Origin of the sequence: Lentisalinibacter sediminis, from assembly GCF_040706615.1 — a bacterium.
In the GTDB taxonomy this organism is placed as follows: Bacteria; Pseudomonadota; Gammaproteobacteria; order Steroidobacterales; family Woeseiaceae; genus Lentisalinibacter; species Lentisalinibacter sediminis.
The window spans coordinates 438,207-459,522 of record NZ_JAPDRF010000003.1; the positions used below are offsets into that span (position 1 = coordinate 438,207).

At 65.4% G+C, this 21,316-nt stretch carries 19 protein-coding genes; 4 read left to right on the forward strand and 15 right to left on the reverse strand.

Going from position 1 to position 21,316, the window contains the following annotated elements:
- Positions 1 to 44 precede the first annotated feature (44 nt).
- Genes ACJMKX_RS06905 through ACJMKX_RS06935 form a run of 7 tightly spaced genes read right to left on the reverse strand, consistent with a single transcriptional unit; the run spans position 45 to position 8,099 of the window.
- The gene (locus ACJMKX_RS06905; protein WP_405222922.1) at positions 45 to 1,220 is read right to left on the reverse strand and encodes a CaiB/BaiF CoA transferase family protein; all 1,176 of its coding nucleotides are present in this window, start codon (positions 1,218 to 1,220) and stop codon (positions 45 to 47) included.
- Positions 1,217 to 1,987 (reverse strand): 3-hydroxyacyl-CoA dehydrogenase, encoded by a 771-nt coding sequence (locus tag ACJMKX_RS06910; RefSeq protein ID WP_405222925.1) that lies wholly within the window; start codon positions 1,985 to 1,987, stop codon positions 1,217 to 1,219. Before ACJMKX_RS06910 ends, ACJMKX_RS06905 begins: the two co-directional genes overlap by 4 nt.
- Before the next feature lie 12 nt (positions 1,988 to 1,999).
- Complete coding sequence (locus tag ACJMKX_RS06915) at positions 2,000 to 3,199, reverse strand: acyl-CoA dehydrogenase family protein (RefSeq protein ID WP_405222927.1); 1,200 nt, start codon at positions 3,197 to 3,199, stop codon at positions 2,000 to 2,002.
- Between the two features lie 30 nt (positions 3,200 to 3,229).
- The gene (locus ACJMKX_RS06920; RefSeq protein ID WP_405222930.1) at positions 3,230 to 4,024 is read right to left on the reverse strand and encodes an enoyl-CoA hydratase/isomerase family protein; all 795 of its coding nucleotides are present in this window, start codon (positions 4,022 to 4,024) and stop codon (positions 3,230 to 3,232) included.
- A gap of 9 nt (positions 4,025 to 4,033) precedes the next feature.
- Positions 4,034 to 6,208 (reverse strand): 3-hydroxyacyl-CoA dehydrogenase NAD-binding domain-containing protein, encoded by a 2,175-nt coding sequence (locus ACJMKX_RS06925; protein WP_405223794.1) that lies wholly within the window; start codon positions 6,206 to 6,208, stop codon positions 4,034 to 4,036.
- A 5-nt stretch (positions 6,209 to 6,213) separates the two neighbouring features.
- Positions 6,214 to 7,422, reverse strand: a complete 1,209-nt coding sequence (locus ACJMKX_RS06930; RefSeq protein WP_405222933.1) for an acetyl-CoA C-acetyltransferase — start codon at positions 7,420 to 7,422, stop codon at positions 6,214 to 6,216.
- 38 nt (positions 7,423 to 7,460) lie between these two features.
- Positions 7,461 to 8,099, reverse strand: coding sequence for a TetR/AcrR family transcriptional regulator (locus ACJMKX_RS06935; protein ID WP_405222936.1), 639 nt, complete (start codon positions 8,097 to 8,099; stop codon positions 7,461 to 7,463).
- A gap of 109 nt (positions 8,100 to 8,208) precedes the next feature.
- Here ACJMKX_RS06935 and ACJMKX_RS06940 point away from each other — a divergent pair, with 109 nt between their 5' ends.
- Positions 8,209 to 9,582 carry a cytochrome P450 gene (locus tag ACJMKX_RS06940; protein WP_405222938.1) on the forward strand — a complete coding sequence of 458 codons (1,374 nt, stop codon included), beginning with the start codon at positions 8,209 to 8,211 and terminating at the stop codon, positions 9,580 to 9,582.
- A gap of 41 nt (positions 9,583 to 9,623) precedes the next feature.
- Entirely contained in the window at positions 9,624 to 9,776 is a 153-nt protein-coding gene (locus tag ACJMKX_RS06945) for a VOC family protein (RefSeq protein WP_405222941.1), read from the forward strand.
- A 431-nt stretch (positions 9,777 to 10,207) separates the two neighbouring features.
- On the opposite strand, the gene ACJMKX_RS06950 is transcribed toward ACJMKX_RS06945, so the two are convergent.
- Both ACJMKX_RS06950 and ACJMKX_RS06955 read right to left on the reverse strand, forming a co-directional pair.
- Positions 10,208 to 10,987 (reverse strand): hypothetical protein, encoded by a 780-nt coding sequence (locus ACJMKX_RS06950; protein WP_405222944.1) that lies wholly within the window; start codon positions 10,985 to 10,987, stop codon positions 10,208 to 10,210.
- 281 nt (positions 10,988 to 11,268) lie between these two features.
- The gene (locus ACJMKX_RS06955) at positions 11,269 to 11,787 is read right to left on the reverse strand and encodes a lipocalin family protein (protein ID WP_405222946.1); all 519 of its coding nucleotides are present in this window, start codon (positions 11,785 to 11,787) and stop codon (positions 11,269 to 11,271) included.
- Positions 11,788 to 12,082: 295 nt separating this feature from the next.
- Between ACJMKX_RS06955 and ACJMKX_RS06960 the strand changes: the two genes are divergently transcribed.
- Entirely contained in the window at positions 12,083 to 13,273 is a 1,191-nt protein-coding gene (locus tag ACJMKX_RS06960; RefSeq protein ID WP_405222949.1) for a serine hydrolase domain-containing protein, read from the forward strand.
- Here the strand turns inward: ACJMKX_RS06960 and ACJMKX_RS06965 are convergent.
- Together ACJMKX_RS06965 and ACJMKX_RS06970 are read right to left on the reverse strand one after the other, a co-directional pair.
- Positions 13,186 to 13,638 (reverse strand): GNAT family N-acetyltransferase, encoded by a 453-nt coding sequence (locus ACJMKX_RS06965; RefSeq protein WP_405222952.1) that lies wholly within the window; start codon positions 13,636 to 13,638, stop codon positions 13,186 to 13,188. The two genes, ACJMKX_RS06960 and ACJMKX_RS06965, sit on opposite strands and share 88 nt — an antisense overlap.
- 203 nt (positions 13,639 to 13,841) lie before the next feature.
- Positions 13,842 to 14,924, reverse strand: a complete 1,083-nt coding sequence (locus tag ACJMKX_RS06970; protein ID WP_405222955.1) for a mechanosensitive ion channel family protein — start codon at positions 14,922 to 14,924, stop codon at positions 13,842 to 13,844.
- 81 nt (positions 14,925 to 15,005) lie between these two features.
- On the opposite strand from ACJMKX_RS06970, the gene ACJMKX_RS06975 reads away from it, so the two are divergent.
- Positions 15,006 to 15,746 (forward strand): SDR family NAD(P)-dependent oxidoreductase, encoded by a 741-nt coding sequence (locus ACJMKX_RS06975; protein WP_405222958.1) that lies wholly within the window; start codon positions 15,006 to 15,008, stop codon positions 15,744 to 15,746.
- 61 nt (positions 15,747 to 15,807) lie between these two features.
- On the opposite strand, the gene ACJMKX_RS06980 is transcribed toward ACJMKX_RS06975, so the two are convergent.
- Genes ACJMKX_RS06980 through ACJMKX_RS06995 form a run of 4 tightly spaced genes read right to left on the reverse strand, consistent with a single transcriptional unit; the run spans position 15,808 to position 21,262 of the window.
- Positions 15,808 to 16,575 (reverse strand): SDR family NAD(P)-dependent oxidoreductase, encoded by a 768-nt coding sequence (locus tag ACJMKX_RS06980; protein ID WP_405222962.1) that lies wholly within the window; start codon positions 16,573 to 16,575, stop codon positions 15,808 to 15,810.
- Between the two features lie 31 nt (positions 16,576 to 16,606).
- Entirely contained in the window at positions 16,607 to 17,041 is a 435-nt protein-coding gene (locus tag ACJMKX_RS06985; protein ID WP_405222965.1) for a PaaI family thioesterase, read from the reverse strand.
- Positions 17,041 to 17,796 carry an enoyl-CoA hydratase/isomerase family protein gene (locus ACJMKX_RS06990; RefSeq protein WP_405222968.1) on the reverse strand — a complete coding sequence of 252 codons (756 nt, stop codon included), beginning with the start codon at positions 17,794 to 17,796 and terminating at the stop codon, positions 17,041 to 17,043. Before ACJMKX_RS06990 ends, ACJMKX_RS06985 begins: the two co-directional genes overlap by 1 nt.
- 22 nt (positions 17,797 to 17,818) lie before the next feature.
- Entirely contained in the window at positions 17,819 to 21,262 is a 3,444-nt protein-coding gene (locus ACJMKX_RS06995; protein WP_405222971.1) for a methylmalonyl-CoA mutase family protein, read from the reverse strand.
- Positions 21,263 to 21,316 lie beyond the last annotated feature (54 nt).

The window sequence follows — 21,316 nt, forward strand, 5'->3', positions numbered from 1 at the left end:
GTTGCTGCCGTCGCGGCGACGACAGGCGGCAGACCCGGACCGGATCAGTTCAGGACGCCCCGCTCGCGCAGCGTGGCGATCTCGTCGGCGTCGAAACCGAAGTCCCCGAGGACGGCGTCAGTGTCCTCGCCCGCCGGTCGCGGGCCGACCGGATCGCCGGGCCGCGTGCGGCTGAACCGGGGCGCGGGCGCATTCTGGGGCACGCCGTCCACCTCGACGACATTCCGCCTGGCCGCGTTGTGCGGATGCGCCCCGACCTCGCCCAGATCCAGCACGGGCGCGAAGCAGACGTCGGTGCCTTCCATGATCTCGCACCACTCGTCCCGGGTCTTCGACAGGAAGACCTCCGCCAGCCGCTCGCCGAGCGAATCCCACTGGGCAGCCGCCTCCGCATCGGTCCGGCCACTGAACACGCCCGGCCCGAACGTCTCCGCATCCAGCCCCGCCTTCTCGATCAACAGCTGATAGAAATGGGGCTCGATCGAGCCGATGGCCACGTAACGACCGTCCTTCGTCTCGTAGGTATCGTAGAAGTGCGACGCACCGGAGAGAAAATGCGTGCCCGTGCCCCCGTCGAACAGCCCCATCGCCCGAAATCCGAAGAACATGGCCATGAGCGACAACGACCCGTCCACCATGGCGGCATCCACCACCTGCCCCTCACCGCTCCTCTGCGCCTCCAGCAGGGCGCAGACCATGCCGAAAGCGAGCAGCATGCCGCCGCCGCCGAAATCGCCGACCAGGTTCAGCGGCGGCACCGGCTTCTCGCCCCGGCGACCGATGGCATGCAGCGCGCCCGACAGCGCGATGTAGTTGATGTCGTGCCCGGCGGCGTGCGCCAGCGGTCCGTCCTGGCCCCACCCGGTCATGCGGCCATAGACCAGCTTCGGGTTCGCGGCCAGACATGCCTCGGGCCCGATACCCAGCCGCTCCGCGACCCCCGGCCGAAAGCCCTCGAACAGCGCATCCGCGTCCCGCACCAGTCGCAGCACCACCGCAGCGCCCTCCGGCGACTTCAGATCCAGCGCGATCGACCGGCGGCTGCGTGTGAGCGGATCCGGCAGTGGCCGACTGCCGCCCGGTGCCGACTTCCTCTCCACGCGGATCACCTCCGCCCCCATGTCCGCCAGCATCATGCCGCAGAAAGGGCCGGGCCCGATGCCGGCGATCTCGATGACCTTCAGCCCCGCGAGGGGCCCCGAGCGCGCCGCGGCGCTCATCGCGGCTGCATGCGGATGGCGCCGTCGAGGCGGATCACCTCACCGTTCAGATAGGCGTTCTCGACGATGTGCCGGGCCAGAATGCCGAATTCCTCCGGCAGGCCGAGCCGCTTCGGGAACTGCACCATCTCGATCAACGGTTGTTTCACCTTGTCGTCGAGCCCCTGCAGCAGCGGCGTGTTCATGATGCCTGGCGCGATGGTCATCACCCGGATGCCGAGTGGCGCCAGGTCCCGCGCCACCGGCAGGGTCAGGCCGCAGATGCCCGCCTTGCTGGAGCTGTAGGCGGCCTGGCCGATCTGGCCGTCGTAGGCCGCCACCGAAGCCGTATTGATGACGACGCCCCGCTCGCCGGCCTCGCCCTCCGGCTCATTGCGGGCCATCTGCTCCGCCGCCAGCCGTAGGACGTTGAAGGTGCCGATCAGATTCAGGTTCACCACCGAGGCATAACGCTCCAGCGGCAATGGCCCATCCCTGCCCAGCGTCTTGCCCGGCGGGCCGCCGCCGGCGCAGTTCACGCAGATGTGCAGCGCGCCGAATCGGTCCATGGTCGTCTCGAGCGCGCCCTGCACCGACACCTCGCTGGTGACGTCCGTCGCCACGTAGTCGGCGCTGTCGCCGAGTTCGGCCGCCGCCTGCTTCGCGGCATCCTCGTTGATATCGAGGATCATGACGTTGGCGCCGTACTTCACGAGCTCCCGGCAAGTGGCGTTACCGAGGCCGGACGCACCACCGGTCACGATCGCCGTCTTGTTGGCGAGATCCATGCTGTACCCCCGTCAGGCCGCGCTGGCCTTGGCCTTCGCTTCCTCCACCGACTTCGGCTTCTTCTGCCTCGGATCCAGACCGATGGAGCGCGCGATGATCTCGCGCATGATCTCGGACGAGCCGGCATAGATACGCGAGATTCGCGCGTTGGTGTACATCCGCGAGATCACGTACTCGTCCATGTAACCGGCACCGCCGTGCAGCTGCACGCACTGATCCATCACCCGACCTTCGAGTTCACTGGTGAACAGCTTGGCCCGGGCGGCCACCTCGGCGGTGAGCTTGCCCTCGTTGTGCTCCTCGACGCAGCGGTCGACGTATACCTGGGCGATGTCGAGCTCCATGCGCATGTCGGCCATGGCGAAACGCGAGTTCTGGAAATCCGCGATGCGCCGCCCGAAGGCCTTGCGCTCGGTGATGTAATCCATGGTGATATCGAAGGCAGCCTGGGCGGACGCCAGATAACCGGCGGCGCCGAGCAACCGCTCCTCGGCCAGGAACTGCATCAGGTAGTAGAAGCCCTTCGTGGCCTCGCCCAGCACGTTCTCCTTCGGCACCTTCACGTTGTTGAAGAACAGCTCGGCGGTATCCTGAGACTTCAGGCCCATCTTCTTGAGATTGCGGCCCCGCTCGAAGCCCTCCATGTCCCGCTCGATCACGAACAGTCCGAGACCATGAGTGGAATCCGGCACGGTACGCGCCGCCACCACCACGAGGTCGGCGTTGATGCCGTTGGAGATGTAGGTCTTGGAGCCGTTCAGCAGCCAGTGATCGCCCTTGTCCTCGGCCTTGGTGCGCATGCCGGCCACGTCGCTGCCGGCGCCCGGCTCGGTCATGGCGATGGCCAGGATGCTCTCGCCGCTCACGCACTTCGGCAGCCAGCGCTCCTTCTGCTCCTCGGTGCCCAGCTCGCCGATGTAGGGCCCGACGAGCCGGCTGTGCAGCGTGGCGAAGAAACCGGGATCGCCGTAGCGGGCCATCTCCTCGATGAAGATCTGCTCGTAGCGGAAGTCCTTCATGCCGGCACCGCCGTACTTCTCGTCGGCCCACATCAGCAGCAGGCCCTGCTCGCCGGCCTTCAGGAAGGCCTCGCGGTCCACGATGCCCTGCTCTTGCCAGCGATCCGCATGGGGCTGGATCTCGTTCTTCAGGAACGCACGGACCGAATCCCTGAATATCTCGTGCTCTTCGTCGAACAGTTTTCTTTCCATGACGTCTACCTCGTTGATGCCGTGGCCCGCTCAGCGGCCCTTGAATTCCGGTTCCCGTTTCTCGAAGAAGGCCGTGACCCCCTCGGTGTTGTCGTCGCTCAGAATGAGTGCGTCCTGCAGGCTCGCCTCCACGTCGAACGTGCTGCCCCAGCTGCCCGCCATGGCGTGGCGCATGGCGCGCTTGGTCGCGGCCATGGACAGCGGCGCCCGTCTCGCCAGCGAGGCAGCCCACTCGGCGGTCGCCCCGCGAAGCCCGTCCGCCGGCACCACCTTGTTGACCAGCCCCCATTCGAGGCACTTGTCCGCCGGGATGCGCTCGGCCTCCACACAGGCCTGGAATGCCCGCTTGTAGCCGATCTGCTTCGCCAGCAGCCAGGTAGCCCCGCCGTCCGGCACCAGGCCGATGCTGGCGAAGGGCGCCAGCAGAAAGGCCTTCTCCGACATGATGGCGAGATCGCACATCAGCGCGAACGACAGGCCGATGCCGGCCGCCGCGCCGTTGATGCTGGCGATCACCGGCTTCTCCGAGCGGCCGATGATCTCGAGCACCGGCCGATACTCGCGCTGCAGCTGCTCCTCGATGCGCTGGTTGCCCGTCTCCCGGGCGCTCATCGCATCCTTGAGATCGGCACCGGCAGAGAAGCCCCGGCCGACCCCGGTGAAGACGATGACCCGGATCTCCGGATCGTCCACCGCCTTGCCGAACGCCGCCAGCAGATCCAGCCGGAGCTGCCGGTTGAAGGCGTTCATGACCTCGTCGCGGTCGATGGAGATCGTCGCGACCGCTCCGTCGGTCGCGTAATCCACCGTCTCCCAGGCACTCATCCCGGCGCCTCAGGCGGCAGAGCGCGTCTCGGACGCGCCGCTGCGGGGATAGAAGGTCTCGCCCTTCTCCGCCATCTCGCGGAGCATCGCCGGCACCTTGAAGCGCTCGCCGTAGGCTTCCGCCATGCGGTCGCACTCGGCCACGAACTCCTTCAGGCCCACGGTCTCGATCAGCGAGATGGTGCCGCCCGTGTACGGCGGGAAGCCCCAGCCGAAGATGGAGCCGACGTCGGCATCCGCCGGGTCGGTGACCACGCCCTCGTCCATGCAGCGCACCGTGTCCAGCGCCTGGATGTAGAGCAGGCGGGTCTTCACCTCCTCGACGCTGGGCTGTTCGTCGGCCACCGGAAAATGCTCGGCGAGGCCCGGCCAGAGCTGCTTCCTGCCGCCCTCGGGGTAGTCATAGAAGCCCTTGCCGAAGCGCTTCCCGCGGCGGTCGAGGTCCTCGACGAACTTGCGCACTACCTCGTCGGCCGGCGTGCCCACGTAATCGTCGCCGAGGTCTTCCCGGGTCTGCTTGCCGACGTGGTAGGCAAGTTCCAGCGACACCTCGTCGGTGACCGCCAGCGGGCCCACCGGCATGCCGGCCTGCCTCGCGACGTTCTCTATCAGCGCCGGATTCACCCCCTCGGCCAGCATCGACATGCCCTCACGGGTGAAGGTGCCGAACACGCGGCTGGTGTAGAAGCCACGGCTGTCGTTGACCACGATCGGCGTCTTCCTGATCTGCTGGATGTAGTCGAGCGACCGCGCGATGGCTTCATCACCGGTCTTCTCGCCCACGATCACCTCCACCAGCGGCATCTTGTCCACCGGCGAGAAGAAGTGGATGCCGATGAACTGTCCGGGCCGCTGCGAGGCCTCGGCGAGACCGGTGATCGGCAGCGTCGAGGTGTTGGAGGCGAAGATCGCGTTCTCCGGGATTACCGCCTCGGTCCTGGCCGTGACGTCGGCCTTGATTTTGCGGTCCTCGAACACGGCCTCGATGATCAGGTCGCAGCCTTCCAGGTCCGCGTAATCATCCGTGGTCCTGATCAGCTCCAGCAGGTCCGCCGCCTTGTCGGAATCCATCTTGCCGCGGTCGATACGCTTCTGCAGGAGCTCGCGGGAGTAGTCCTTGCCCTTCTCGGCCTTGTCCTTCGCCGTGTCGAGCAGGATCACCTCCATGCCCGCCTTGGCGGAGACGAAGGCGATACCCGCGCCCATCATGCCGGCACCGAGCACGCCCAGCTTCTTCACCTGGCTCTTGTCGACGCCCTTCGGGCGGCGCACCAGCTTGTCTGCCGCGCCCTTGTTGATGAACAGCGTCCGGGTCATGTTGCGTGCGACAGGGTCGCGCAGCAGCGAGACGAAATATTTCGACTCGATGTCGAGACCCTGGTCGATCGGCAGCACCGTGCCCTCGTAGGCGCAGGACATGATCGCGATCGGCGCCGGGTAATTGTGGTTGGTGTTCTTCTGCAGCAGGGCCGAACCCACCATCAGCGTCTGGATGGCCTTCGGGTTCATCAGACCGGTGCCGCCGGGCACCTTGAAGCCCTTCTTGTCCCAGGGCTGCTCCGGGTCGCCAACCGCCCTGATCCACTTCTTGGCCGCATCGACTTCTTTCCCGGCATCCACCACCTCGTGGACGATGCCGAGCGAGGCCGCCTTGTCCGGCTTCACATGCGTGCCCTGCAGCATCAGCGGCAGGGAGGCCTCGAGGCCGATCAGTCGGGGCAGGCGCTGGGTGCCGCCGCCGCCCGGCAGCAGGCCTACCTGCACCTCGGGCAGTCCGAGCACGGCCTTCGGGTTGTCCGCGGCCACCCGGTAGTGAGTGGCGAGGCAGATCTCGAGACCGCCGCCGAGCGCCGTGCCGTTGATGGCCGCGGCGAACGGCTTGCCGCAGGTCTCCATGGTGCGCAGCGTCTGCTGCAGCCCGCGGCTGTTGGCGTACATCTCCTCCGCGCTGGCGCCACTGTCGAACGCGTTCACCAGCGACTTCAGATCCGCGCCGGCCAGGAACGAATCCTTGCCGGAGGTGATGACGGCACCCTTGATGGCGTCATCGGAGGCCACCTTCTCGATGCTCTTCTTCAGCTCGGCCATGAACTCGGGCGTCAGCACGTTCATCGGCCGGTCCTTGACGTCGATGGTAATCGTCGCGATGCCGTCGCCGTCTACCTGGAAATCAATCGTATTCATCGTGCTCATACCCTCTCGATAATCGTGGCTGTGCCCATGCCTGCGCCGACGCACAGGTTCACGAGCGCGGTGTTCAGATCGCGGCGTTCGAGCTCGTCGAGCACCGTGCCGAGGATCATGGTGCCGGTGGCGCCCAGCGGGTGACCCATGGCGATGGCGCCGCCGTTCACATTGATCTTGTCGTGCTCGATGCCGAGCCGCTGCATGAACAGCAGCACCACCGAGGCGAAGGCCTCGTTCAGCTCGAAGAGATCGATGTCCTTCCTGTCCATGCCGCAGCGCTTCAGCACCTTCTCCGCGGACGGCGCCGGGCCGGTCAGCATGATGGTGGGCTCGGTGCCGATGGAGGCGAAGCCGCGGATGCGGGCCCGGGGCTTCAGGCCCAGTGCCTCGCCCATCTCCTTCGTGCCCACCAGTACGGCGGCGGCGCCGTCGACGATGCCGCTGGAGTTACCGCCCGTGTGCACGTGGTTGATGGCCTCGACCTCCGGATAGCGCTGCAGCGCCACCGCATCGAAGCCCGCCTGCTCGCCGGGGATGACGAAGGCCGGCTTCAACTCACCGAGCCCCTCGGCGGTGGTGTCGGGCCGGACGTGCTCGTCGCGATCCAGCAGGGTCATGCCCAGCGTGTCCTTGATGGGCACGATGGAGTTCCTGAAATAGCCCTTCTCCCAGGCGTTGGCCGCCCGCTTCTGGCTCTCGGCCGCGTAGGCATCAACGTCGTCGCGAGAGAAACCGTACTTGGTGGCGATCAGGTCGGCGCCGATGCCCTGGGGCACGAAGTAGGTCTTGTAGGCCACCTGGGGGTCGGCCGCCATGGCGCCGGAGTCGGAGCCCATCGGCACGCGCGACATGCTCTCCAGGCCGCCGCCGATGGCGAGATCCGCCTGACCGGCCATGACCTGGGAGGCGGCGGTGTTCACGGCATCCAGGCCCGAGGCGCAGAAGCGGTTCAGCTGCTTGCCCGGGACGTTCTCGGCGTAGTCGGCGTTCAGCGCCGCCACCCGCGCCACGTTGGATCCCTGCTCGCCCACCGGTGCGACGCAGCCGATGACCACGTCGTCGAGCTTGCTCGTGTCCAGTTCGTTGCGGTCCCGGATGGACTCGAGCACCTGCGTCAGCAGTTCGATCGGTGTCACCGGGTGCAGCGAGCCGCTGGACTTGCCGCGGCCGCGGGGGCTGCGGACATGATCGAAGATGTATGCGTCTGCCATTTGCGTGATTCCTGTTGCTGGGTTGATAGGTGCCCCGTTCAGGGGGTAAGAGAGTTGCGTATCTGGTTCTTGAAATCGTCGTTGACCTTCTGCCAGTCGATCGCGCCGGGGCTGATCAGCCACAGATAGGTCATGCCGGAAATGTAGGCCACGTAGCGGGCGCCCTCGCTCTGGGGATCGGCATCGCGCCGAACGGTGCCCTGATCGATGCCGCGGCGTACCCAGCCCGCGACGTCCTCGCGCTGGCGCTCGTAGCTCTCGTCGGCAATCTGGCGGAACTCCGAGCGGGGACTGGCGGCCTCGCACAGCAGGATGTGCAGTACCCGGATCTCGTCGGGCCACTGCTCTATGAAGCGGCGGTAGGCCTCGGCGGCCGAACACATCGCCTCGATACCCACCTGGCCATCGACCGCTTTGTCCAGGTGACTCATCCAGTGTCTCAGGACGGACTTTCCAACCGCCTGGAACAGGCCCGACTTGGTGCCGAAACGGTAGGAGGCGAGCCCGCGGCTGTATCCGGCGAGCTCGCCGATGAGCTGCAGCGTGGTCTTCTCGGTGCCCCGCTCGAGGATCAGCGCTTTCGCCGCCTCGATCATCGCGGCATCGGACTGCGCCGAGCGCTCCGCCTGCGTGCGGGGCGCGGCGTCGTGATCGATGTCGCCGGGGTTTACGGACAAAAGAAATACCTTATTAGCAGTGCGGCCAGAATTTACTTGTTGTCAACAAGCAAGCGAGTATACTCGCACTATTGCAGGGCAACAAGTCGGGAAACGGGGGTCTCCATCCATGAGCGCAGAAGCCTCACAGATACATCATCGGGCGCAGGAGAAGGCGCCGGCCACCAACGATCTCGGTCATATTCCCGGGGAAGACGGACTGCCCTGGGTCGGCCACGGATTCGAGCTCCTCAGGGACGCGCGCGCACTCTCGCGGCGCATGCGCGAGACCTACGGACCGGTCTATCGCACGAAGATGGCGGGGCAGTCGAGCGTCGCGCTGGCCGGTGCCGACGCGCTCGAGAAGGTCCTGCTGAATCGGGAAAAGAACTTCTCCAGCGAACTCGGCTGGGACCATACGCTCGGGCGGCTGTTCACCCGCGGCCTAATGCTCATGGACTTCGACGAGCACCGCTACCACCGCCGCATCATGAACGCCGCGTTCAAGCGCGAGGCGCTCGAGCACTACATGGACAGCATGAACACGGTGGTGACCGAGGGCATCAAGCCGTGGGCGAACGAGCGCGACTTCCGCTTCTACCCCGCCATCAAACAGCTGACTCTGGACAACGCCGCCGTCGCCTTCCTCGGCCTCGAGCTCGGCCCGGAGGCCGATCGGCTGAACAAGGCGTTCGTCGACACCGTGGCGGCGAGCCTCGCCATCGTCCGCGTCCCCGTGCCCGGCCTCAGCTTCTGGAAAGGCCTGAAGGGCCGCGAACTCCTTGCCGATTTCTTCGCACGGCTGATACCGGAGCGCCGTGGCACGGACGGCAAGGACATGTTCACGCGGCTGTGCAACGCCACCACCGACGACGGCCAGTCCTTCACCGATCAGGACATCATCGACCACATGATCTTCCTCATGATGGCGGCCCACGACACACTCACCAGCACGCTCACGACCAGCGCCTACGCGCTCGCCGCCCATCCGGAGTGGCAGGAGCGGCTGCGCGCGGAGGCCCGCAGTGTCGGCGAGGGGCCGGTGCAATACGACGACCTCGACAAGCTCGAGCAGACCGACTGGCTCTTCAGCGAGGCCATGCGCATGTGGGGGCCGGTACCCTACATCCCGCGCCGTACGCTGAAGGAGTTCGAGTGGGAGGGCTACCGGATACCGGCCAACAGCCAGGTCACCGTGTCGCCGGACGCCGCCCACCGCGACCCGAACATATGGACCGAGCCGGAGACATTCGACCCCGAACGCTTCAGTCCGGACCGTGCCGAACACAAGCGCCATGCGTTTGCCTACGCACCCTACGGTGGCGGCGTCCACAAGTGTCTCGGCATGCACTTCGCGGCCATCCTGGCCAAGGTCTTCCTGCACCGCTTCGTGCTCACCTACGATTGCAGCGTGCCGGACGGTTACGAATACCAGGTGCAGCAGGTGCCCATCCCGAAGCCGAAGGACGGACTGAAGCTGCAGTTGAGGCCCGTCGCGTCCTGAGCGGCGACGCCATAGGCTTTGCGGCAGAAAGCCCCGAGCAGGTGGAGGCGTTCCACACTTCGGGCCTCGCGAACGGCGGCACCGCCATCGAAGACCCGCCGGGTGCGCCGCCGAGCAGTAGGGGCGATCTCTACCTGGCCTATCTCCGCGATCCGGACGGCAACAAGATCTGTGCACTGCACCTGTCGCGGTGAGGCACGGCTGATCGCAGGTCCATGTTTTCCAGCAGCTAGATCCCGTGCAGCGTGATGAGCTCCTGATGAACCATGTGTCTCGGTGAATCGTCGCCCTGAATCTCGTTTTCCCTGATCCCCTGTCGCGCGAGCGCATCCTTGACATCATCAATCGTGACTCGTGACGGCTGGATAGAGTGGCGACGTTCTTGTCTCCCGCGATATCGATCAGGATACCTCGGGTTTTGAAGGGTCCCGCCTGTGATCCTCCGGGCCCCATACGGGGCTTGGCCACCGGGGTCCCTTCTCGCCTGTTTGCCCCATTCTCTGGCCGCAAGAGCACAGACAGAGGGAAGGCCGGGATTCCAGTCCAGCCGTTACACCCGGCTTGATGCGGCCCCGGACAGAACGGCGGCGGGCGTTGCCCGCCGCCTCTGTGAGTCTATCGCTCGTCAGTCACGAATCTTCCCCGACCGTATGCTCTCGACCACATACACGCGGGCATCGTCACAGTCGTCGATCCTGGCGAAGATCTCCTGAGACACGTCGCGTCCGCCTTTATTGGCGAAATTTTCTATATCGGACCCGACCTCTTCGAAACTGGTGTAGGCAGAAACCACTTTGTAGTCGAATTCGGCATCGCCGCCGCCGAACATCGGCATCCAGTGGTAGTAGGCAGCCTTGGAGCCCGACTTTTCGAGGTGGTCCATCCATTTCAGCTCTGCCGCCCTGACGTCACTGTATCTGTATCCCTCATTGAGCTCGCAGTCCATGATGCTGATGACTCCCGACCCGGGCGCCCCACCGCTCGGAGGTGCTTTGTACATCGCGGACGAGTAGGCGACGTGCGCGCCGCAATCCAGCACCTCCTCGAATGCCGCATTCATTTCCCTGCCATTCGATATCCAGTTCTGCAGGCCCGTACCCATGGCATTGCCATCCGCGTAGGCGCCCAGCCAGAGGATGTCGAAATCCTGCGCCGGCGTGTAAAAGAAAGGCCTGAGTAGCCAGGCAGCATAATCGTCCATGTCGTTGTCGTCGGCGAACTTGCTCCACCGTTCGATCACCTTGGACAGATCCGCATCGTCCTTACCCTGCTTGAAATTGCACGCATACAACTCCACCGGTAAGACTTTGCCCATGCCATCGGCGCTGACCTGAGCGAAACCCGGTGTGGCGCTCAGCAGCATGCTGGCAACGACCCAGCAGATTACGGTTTTAGGACTGTTCATGACTCTCCCCTGTGCCTGTTCGGCTTTTTGATGTAACCGCTCGTAGGCGGTCGGCTTTGTCGCTCCCCCTACCCCCGGATGTGCCGTAACAGGGCGGATCAGTGAAATTAGTTGAACAATTGGGCAATGTCCAGCGAAATCCACGACGACGGCGGACCGGGGCGAGCAGTCTCGATTGCTCGGCGTCGTGGTCGGGTCGTTGAGCGGGTTTTCGGGGGCGACGTCCGGAGTCCGATGCGAAGGGACCGTGTGGACTCGATAATCGAAGCCGGCCGCCCGGGTCAGGGAGCCCTGTCGTGTTCGACGAGGATCAGTTCGGACGTGTCGTATCCTGCTGCCTCGGCTTTGGAGATCAGCTCATCGAGCATCGCCCGGGGCAGCTCCGGTTCCCTCGCCAGAATCCAGAGATAGGAGCGGTTCGGGCCGGCAACCATCGAGTATTCGTAGTTCTCGCCAAGCTCGAATATGTTGTAGGCGCCGTAGAAAGGACCGAAGAACGAAACCTTGAGCCGCCCGACGCTGGGGTCGCCGATGAAGTAGGCTTTACCTTCAGCCTCGTCCCACTCGCCGCTCTCGGTGCGATAACCGCGATTCAGCACGCGGACGCCGCCGTCCTCGCGCATCGAGTAGTCTGCAGTGACATTCGACAACCCGCGCTCGAACCGGTGATCGAGACGCGCTATCTCATACCAGGTGCCGAGGTACGGTTCGAGTTCGAAGCCATCGACCGGATCGATGCCTTCGGGGATTCCGGTGCAGCCCGCCAGCGCGAACACGGCAACCAGTAGCAGCCTTCTCATGGGGGTTCCTCGGGGCATCCGAAATGCGTTGACTCCGGAGATCATACCTCATGAGGAGCAAACGGCCGCCTTGCCAACGGAAAGGAACGCCCGTCTGATTTTCGCCGTTACCCCGCTGGCGCAGTGGCTCGAAGCGAGGCAGACTCGTTCCCTTTGGCGAGCAACCAGAGCCATCGGGGATACGGGCATGATTCGTTTCGATTGCTTGCGCTCGAGCCTTCTTGCACGACGCGCAATGACGCGGAGTATGCAAAGGGGCGGCGGGATGCGACGGTGGACGATGGCAAGTGTCGCTTTGCTGCTGAGTCCGTTGCTGGTGGCGGAAGATTTTCGCGACAGGTTCACGGCGGTAACGCCGCTCAATTTCGACGCGGGCGGCACCGTGAGCCGGCAGTTCCATCTGAACGTGGGCGCTTACCGCCCGCAGATGACCATTTACTGCACCGGCGACACCCGTGCATTGCCTGTCGTCCTGCGGGAAGCCGTCTCCGGCCAGCGCGTTCGCCACAGCGGCGGGGAAGACGAGCTGGCCGATTACGTTGCCGGTGACCCGCTGCTCGATAGCGTCATCGTGTTGCACCGTGGGGAGGTCGTCTTCGAAGCGTACCCGCGGATGCAGCCCTGGGAGCGGCACTTCGCGTGGTCCGTGACCAAGGTGCTGACGGCCGCCACGCTGGCGGTGCTGGTTGTCGAGGACCGGGTCGAGATGGCAGCACCGGTGGAACGCTACCTGCCGGCACTCGACGGTTCGGCCTGGGCCGGCACTTCTCTGCAATCCGTTGCGGACATGGCCTCCGGCATCGACTGCCTGGACAGCGACGGATACCACGATCCGGACACCTGCATCTATCAGCTGGAAGAATCCCTGGGCATCACCGCCGACACGGGGCGGGAACCGGACTTTGTCGGACACCTTCGCTCGATGTCGCGGCTTCGGCCTGCGGCCAGCAAGAACGAGTACGTGTCAGCGAATACCGCCGTGCTCGGCCAGGTGATCGAGGCCGTGACCGGCAGGCCTCTCGCCGAGGCGGTGCAAGTGCTCCTGTGGAGCCGCATCGGCCCGGAGGCGGACGGACTCATGACCGTCAGCAACCAGGGTTATGCTTACGCCGGCGGCGGGCTGTCGGCGCGGCTGCGCGATGTGGGCCACCTCGGCCTGGCGATCATGGAGGGCGGGCCCGGCGGTGAGTCCATCCTGACGACAATGCAGAGCGGCGGCACCGCACTCACCAACGACAGGAAGCAGACGCTGATTGACGTTTTCGCTGATGATATGCCGGTGCGCGCCGCGTGGCAGTGGGATCTCGTGTGGCCTGACGGCGCCCACTTCAAACTTGGCTACGATGGCCAGGGCCTTTACATCGACCCTGCCCGCCAGCCGGTCATCGCAGCGATACCTCATGCACTACCCCACGACAACACGACTTTTTCGATCCCCTCTGCCGTCGTCCACCTTCCGGATACGGCGAATCCGACTTTCTCGTAGAGCGCCACGGCCGGCAGGTTCCCGCCGGCCGTCTCCACGGTCGCCGTTCGCCACTCGACTCTCTCCAGCAGGGCCTGCAATAGCCGCGTGCCCCAGCCCTGGCGGAAGTAACGGGGATCTACCGCCAGATTCCGTATGTCGAGATGCGGCCCATCGATTGCAAACTCCACGGCCGCCACGAGATCCGCACCTTCGCAGGCGCCGAGATACGCCCCGGGAGAGGATCGAATCTGCTGCGCGGTGCGCCGCAACGGCGGAAAGTCCTCCGCACCGATGAGTTGCGCCTCCACTATGTACGAACGCTGGAAGAGCGCATGGATTCGCATCGCGACCTCTTCGGACCGGTGATCCAGCAATTCGAACATGCAGCGCTCTCTGGCGGTCCCGGTCGGGACCGCTGATCAGGTTACCATTGACCCGATCGTGATGCCGTGCCCGCGGCCATCAGGAGACACTCCGCGCCGATATCGCCGCAGCCGGAAGCGTTGCCGAAGTTCTGCTGCTGGCGCGCAGTGGCGCCCGGCGCATCCACCTTGACCGGAGCGAACTGACGGATGTCCGCGGTTCCCTAGACGAGAGTCGCAGCAGAAGCGTCCCGCTCGGCGCCGTCCAATTCTGCGCGCACACGCGGCAGGCAATCAGGGTGGTTCGAATTCAGCCAGGCGATAAGCGATTCGCGGACGTCGCAGCGCAAGTCCCATGCCCTCGAAGCATCGGCCGCGGTGCAGAGCACCCGCAGAGTCATACCGCGGGCATCAGCATCGGTGATCTGCACGTTCCAGAACCGACCGTCCCACTTCGGATGGCCCTCTATGATGGGAACCAGCGCGTCGCGCACACGATCGACGGGCGTTCGGTAGTCGACCGTGACAGTGACGACGCCCGTAATGTCCGCAGTGTGCCGCGTCCAGTTCTGAAACGGCCGGGTCAGGAAGTAGGTCAGCGGGATCACCAGGCGGCGATCGTCCCAGATGCGCATGACCACGTAAGTCGCGCCGATCTCTTCGACGCGGCCCCACTCACCCTCGACTATGAGCACGTCATCGAGGTTGATCGGCTCGGTCATCGCAATCTGGATCGAGGCCAGGACGTTCTCGACGAACGGGCGTGCGGCAAGACCGATGACCAGACCTGCAACTCCGGCGGAAGCCAGAAGGCCGGCGCCCAACGTACGGATTGATGGAAACGTCGTCAGTACGGCACCGGCCGTCACGACCGTGACCAGAATAATCAGAATTCGGGTCAGCAGCCGGAACTTGGTGTTCACTGCACGAGCCGCCCGGTTGTCTGCCACCTCCATCCGGTAGCGACGCTCGACCACCCGTCTCGCCACCAGTGTGACGGCCACAAAAAGCCAGCCTGCCGAGATGATCGCGGCGATGGTCGCGCCGTGTCGAACGGCCTCCACCGCGGTTTGCTGAACACGGGTAGCGGGGACTGCGGCCAGAACCGCCATGGCCGGGAATCCCAACAGCAGAGGTCCGTCGACGGCGTTCAGACCGGCGTCTATCCACTCATTCCAGCGATCGCGAGCAAGCCGCCGCGCCGCCAGCATTGTCGCTTTTACCACGATCCAGGTCGCGACGAAGACGATCGCCATCCACACCAGCGCATCGACGGTGGTGTTCTCATGTAACAGTGGCAGTTGCATGGTGGATTCCGGCCCCGGCGCATGCGAAGCTTCCTACTCTCCCACATTGGCCTGGCCAATTGAAGCAGGGGAAGAGCCGAGATGAAGCAGAGAGTCGCGCTGGTCACCGGCGCAAGCTCGGGAATCGGCGAAGCCGTCGTTGCACACCTCGCGGAGTCGGATTATCGGATCTTCGCGGCGGGAAGAGACCGCGCAAGAACGAGACGGCTATGCGATCGCTATTCGAATGTCGCGACGTGGGTCGGAGACATCACGTCGGCGGACTCGTGCGCCGAACTGATCGCAGCCTGCATCGCACAGTTCGGTCGGCTCGATCTCCTGGTCAACAACGCAGGAATCTACCGGCGGGCGAATGCCGAGGAAACGACCGACGACCTCTGGCTGGAGACGGTTGCTATCAACCTGAACGCACCCTTCTTCCTCAGCCGTGCAGCGATGCCGCACTTGCGGGAAACGAAAGGCGTGATCCTGAATATTGCCTCCGACTGGGGCCTGTCAGGCGGGGCGCGTGCCGTCGCGTACTGTGCCAGCAAAGGCGGTCTGGTCCTGATGACAAAAGCGATGGCGCTCGATCATGCGCGCGAAGGCATCCGGGTCAACGCCATCTGCCCCGGCGACGTCGAGACGCCCATGCTGTACGCGGAGGGAGCGACGCGCGGTCTGGATCCGCAACAGGCGAGACGTGAAGCCGATGCTGCCAGCCCGACCGGCCGAGTCACGACACCGCAGGAAGTGGCGGCCCTCGTGGCGTTTCTGGCGTCTGACGCAGCCGCCCAGATTACCGGGGCCGCCGTTCCCATCGACGGTGGCAATACCGCTTAGCAGTCTCCGCCGTCGCGCCCGGAGAGACGAACCGGCCGCCGGCATGCCGGATACGTGTTGATCATAGCGAGCTACAGAGGTGCCCGCCGTCGACCACGATGTCGCTGCCGGTCATGAAACTGCCGGCGTCCGATGCGAGCAGCAGCAGCGCGCCGGCCAGCTCCTCGACCTGACCGATTCGTTTCATCGGTATCAGGCTGTTCAGCCGTTCCTCGTAGCCGGCCTGCATGGCGTGCTCGTTGATCTCGGTCCTGAAGAAGCCGGGCGAGATAGAGTTGACCCGGATGCCGTAGCGCGCCCACTCGAGCGCCAGGCTCTTCGTCATGTGCTTCACACCTGCCTTGGCCGCGTTGTAGGGCACCAGCATCTTGGTGACGCGGCTGCCGAGGATGGAAGCGATGTTGATAATGCTGCCGGGCTTCTCCGCCTTGATGAGCCGCTGCGCCGCCGCCTGCGCCACCATGAAGACGCCCTTCAGATCGGTATCGATCACCGCGTCCCAGTCTTCTTCCGAGAGTTCCACGGCGAAGCTGTCCCGGCTGATCCCGGCATTGTTCACCACGATGTCGATGAGGCCGATCTCCTGCTCCGCCTGCTCGAAGCATTCGCGGATCGAGTCGGAATTCGTGACGTCCAGATCGATGCAGGCCGCCGTGCCGCCGGCGTTGTCGATCTCCGTCGCTGTGGCCTTCAGCTTCTCGCGGCGCCTTGCGGCCAGTACGACCTCCGCCCCCGCTGTGGCCAGGGTCTTCGCGAATTGCTTGCCGAGGCCGCTGCCGGCGCCGGTCACGAGGGCGCGATGCCCCTTCAGGTCGAATAGATCGCTCATGTCACTCCCGATCTGGTTGCGTGGATTTCGATTAGCGCTGGCGGCGGAACAGGTTGTAGGTGCCGAGCGCCGTGGCGCAGAGTGTATCCGATCCGGCGTCGAGCACCGTGGTCTCGGTGAAGCACAGCCGGGCGCCCCGGCCGATGAGCCGCGCCTCGACGATGGCGCGCCCGGACCGGTGCGCGGTGACGAAGCTCGTGTTCTGGTTCACGGTGATGGCCACGTATTCCTCCCGCTTGCCGTACAGGCACGCCATCGCCCCGCCGATATCCAGCAGCGAGAGGATGACACCGCCGTGCAGCAGGCCGACGGTGTTGGTGTGCCGTCGCTCCACTTCCAGCGCGAGACGGGCATGGCCTTCGGACCATTCCAGCTGGCGCAGGCCGAGGATGTCGAGGAAGGTGCCCTCGGCGCCGGCGATGTCCAGCACTGCGCCGAGGGCGTCGTCCGAAGAGGCCGCGGCCATTACTTGCGGAAGCCGGACAGCCGCTCTGCGGTATCGGGTATCTCGAAGAGGGTGCCGGCCTCGAAGGCCAGGCCGGCGGTGAGCGTGCGGTCCTCGGTGTCGCGGTAGAGTACCTTGTAGGCGGCCAGGACGTGGGCGCTGTTCTCCCGTATCCGCTCCAGCACCGAGCCCACGAGATCGTCCAGTTCCGCGGCGGGCGCGCAGTCGTTGGCGAGACCAATCTCCACCGCCTCGGCGCCGGTGACGCTGCGGGCCGTGAGCGACATCTCCTTCGCGCGGGTCATGCCCACCCGCCGCGGGAGCCGCTGGCTCATGCCCCAGGACGGCCGCACGCCCCATTTCGCGTGGGTGTCGCCGAGCTTCGCCTCGGCCGCCGTGTAGACGAGATCGCAGCCGAGCGCGAGCTCCAGCGCGCCGGTGAAGCAATGCCCGTTCACCTTGGCGATGACCGGCTTCGGTGCGATCTCCATGTAACGGATGGCCCGCCGCGCCGGGATATCCAGGATGTCGCCGACGCTGCCGTTGATGATCGGCCGGTCGCCCAGCGACTTCAGGTCGACGCCCGCGCTGAAGGCGCGCCCGGCGCCGGTGACCACCACCGCACGCACGTCGTCATCGTCACCGGCGGCCTCCATTGCAGTTCCCAGCGCCTCCAGCATACCCGGCGTCAGCGCGTTCAGCGCATCCGGCCGGTTCAGCGTGATGGTGGTGACACCGTCCTTCGTCTCCGTCAGCAGTTCTTTTTCTTCTGCCATTTCGCGATGCCTCGGTCGTGACTCACATGTTGCGGCGGTACTCGCCGCCCACATCGTACAGCGCCCTCGATATCTGCCCCAGGGAACTCGTCTTCACGGTCTGCACCAGCTCCTCGAAGATGTTGCCGCGGGCCCGCGCCACCTTCCTGAGCTTCTCCAGCGACTCGCTGCGGTCGCCGACGTGGTTGCGCTGGAACGCGCGCACTGCGTCGATCTGCGCCTGCTTCTCCTGGTCGTTGGAACGCATGAGCTCCAGCGTGCCCACCTCGTCCTCCTGGCCTTCCGCCGGCAGGAACGTGTTCACGCCGATGAGCGGCAGACTGCCGTCGTGCTTGCGGCTCTCGTAGTACAGGCTCTCGTCCTGGATCTTGCCGCGCTGGTACATGGTGTCCATGGCACCGAGCACGCCGCCGCGCTCGGAGATGCGCTCGAACTCCTGGTAGACGGCCTCCTCCACGAGTTCGGTGAGCTCGTCGGTGATGAACGAGCCCTGCCAGGGGTTCTCGCAGTAGTTCAGGCCCAGCTCCCGGTTGATGATCAACTGGATGGCCACCGCCCGGCGCACCGACTGCTCCGTGGGCGTGGTGATGGCTTCGTCGAAGGCATTGGTGTGCAGACTGTTGCAGTTATCGAACAGGGCGTAGAGCGCCTGCAGCGTGGTGCGGATGTCGTTGAAGCTGATCTCCTGGGCGTGCAGGCTGCGGCCGGATGTCTGGATGTGATACTTCAGCATCTGGCTGCGGCGGCTCGCGCCGTAGCGCTCGCGCATGGCGCGCGCCCAGATGCGCCGGGCCACCCGCCCGATCACCGCGTATTCCGGATCCATGCCGTTGGAGAAGAAGAACGACAGATTCGGCGCGAAGTCGTCGATGTTCATGCCGCGGGCCAGATAGTACTCGACGATGGTGAAGCCGTTCGCCAGCGTGAAGGCGAGCTGGCTGATGGGGTTCGCGCCGGCCTCGGCGATGTGATAGCCGCTGATGGAGACGCTGTAGTAATTGCGGACATTGTGGTCGATGAAGTACTGCTGCACGTCGCCCATCATCTTCATCGCGAACTCGGTGGAGAAGATGCAGGTGTTCTGGGCCTGGTCCTCCTTCAGGATGTCCGCCTGCACCGTGCCGCGCACGGTGGCGAGCGTCTCGGCCCTGATGCGTTCGTAGGTCTCGGCGTCCACCACCTGGTCGCCGGGGATGCCGAGCAGCCCCAGGCCCAGGCCGTCGCTGCCCTCGGGCAGCTCGCCGCGGTACTGCGGCCGCTCCTTGCCCTCGAACCAGGCGTCGATGGTCTTCTGCGCGTCCTCCCACCGCCCGGTCTCGCGCAGGTGCTTCTCCACCTGCTGGTCGATGGCCGTGTTCATGAAGAACGCCAGGATCATCGGCGCCGGGCCGTTGATGGTCATGGAGACTGAGGTGGAGGGGTCGCACAGGTCGAAGCCCGAATAGAGCTTCTTCATGTCGTCGACGGTGGCTATCGACACGCCGGAGTTGCCCACCTTGCCGTAGATGTCCGGGCGCTCGTGGGGGTCCTCGCCGTACAGCGTGACCGAATCGAAGGCCGTGGACAGCCGCGCCGCATCGTGCCCGCGGGAGAGGTAATGGAAGCGGCGGTTCGTACGCTCCGGCGTGCCCTCGCCGGCGAACATGCGGATGGGATCCTCGCCGGTGCGCCGGTAAGGATACACGCCGCCGGTGTAGGGATAGGAGCCCGGCAGGTTCTCCCTCATGAGGAAGGCCAGCAGTTCGCCCCAGTCCCGATACTTCGGCGGCGCGATCTTCGGGATCGGCTGGTGGCTGAGGCTTTCGCGATAATTTTCGCCGGTGACCTCCCTGCCGCGCACCGCGTAGCTGTAGCGCTCGGCGCGCACGCCCTCGTAGCGCTGCGGCCATTCCTGCAGCAGTTCGACAGCCTCCCCGTCCAGCTCCTGGACGGCCTCCTGGTAGCGCTGGCGCAGCACCAGCAGGGAGCGGTCCTCGTCGGCCGTGAGGGCCTCGCGGGGATAGGACGCGAGCGCTGCGGGCAGCTCCGTATCCTCCAGCGCCCGCAGCGCCTCGTACATCTGCTGCGCCCGGCTGGCGGCCTCTGCCTGGGCGGCGATGCGCTCGTTGATGTCCCGGCCCTGTTCGCTGATCTCGGCGAGATACCGCACCCGGGAGCCCGGGATCATGGCGGTGGCCTTCGGCTCCTTCTCGGGCACGTCCATGTCCGGTGTCCAGCGCGCGGCATCGAGTTCCAGCTTCTCCGCCAGGTTCCCGCACAGGTTGACGAACATCCACGAGACGCCCGGGTCGTTGAACTGGCTGGCGATGGTGGGATAGACCGGCACCTCGTCGTCGGAGGCCTGGAACTTCAGGTGATTGCGCTTCCACTGCTTGCGGATATCCCTGAGCGCGTCCTCGGCGCCCCGCTTGTCGAACTTGTTCAGCACGATGAGATCGGCGAAGTCCAGCATGTCGATCTTCTCGAGCTGGCTGGCCGCGCCGTAGTCGGAGGTCATCACGTACACCGAGTAGTCCACCAGATCGACAATCTCGCTGTCGCTCTGGCCGATGCCGGCGGTCTCCACGATCACGAGATCGTTGCCCATGGATTTCAGGAAGGCGATGGCGTCGCCCAGCATCTCGCTGGTGGCCAGATGCTGGCGCCGCGTGGCCATGGAGCGCATGTAGATCCGCTCGGAGTGCAGGCTGTTCATGCGGATGCGGTCGCCCAGCAGGGCGCCGCCGGTCCGTCGGCGGGTGGGGTCCACGGCCAGCACCGCGATGCGCATGTCGGGGAAGGACTGCAGGAAACGGTTCAGCAGTTCGTCCGTGACGCTGGACTTGCCGGCCCCGCCGGTACCGGTGATGCCCACCACGGGCACGCGGCCGGAACGCATCTGCCAGGTCTTGCGCAGCGTGGCGAGTTCGTCGTCGCTGAACGCGCCCTCCTCGATCGCCGAGATCATCGCCGCGACGGCCGTCATGTCGTCGGGGTCCGGCTCGCCGGGCTGCACCGTCGGACGGCGCGCCGCCACCGTGCGGCGGATCAGGTCCTCGATCATCTCGTCGAGGCCCATCTTCATGCCGTCGTTGGGGTGGTAGATGCGCTCGACGCCGTAGTTCATCAGCTCGCGGATCTCGTCCAGGGTGATGGTGCCGCCGCCGCCGCCGAAGATGCGGATGTGCTCCGCGCCGGCCTCTCGCAGCATGTCGACCATGTAGCGGAAGTACTCGACGTGGCCACCCTGGTAGGAGCTGATGGCGATGCCGTCGGCGTCTTCCTGCAGGGCCGCGCGTACCACGTCGGCCACGCTGCGGTTGTGCCCGAGATGGATCACCTCGGCACCCTTGGACTGGATCAGTCTCCGCATGATATTGATAGCTGCGTCGTGACCGTCAAACAGCGATGCCGCGGTGACGAAGCGGAGCGGGGCCGTCTCGGCATCGCGTGAGATTCGGGGCAGATCGCTGGCTGCGGTACTCATGAACGAGACCTCGTGGTTCGGCTTCCGGAAGCGGCGCTTCCGGCCGGAGACCGG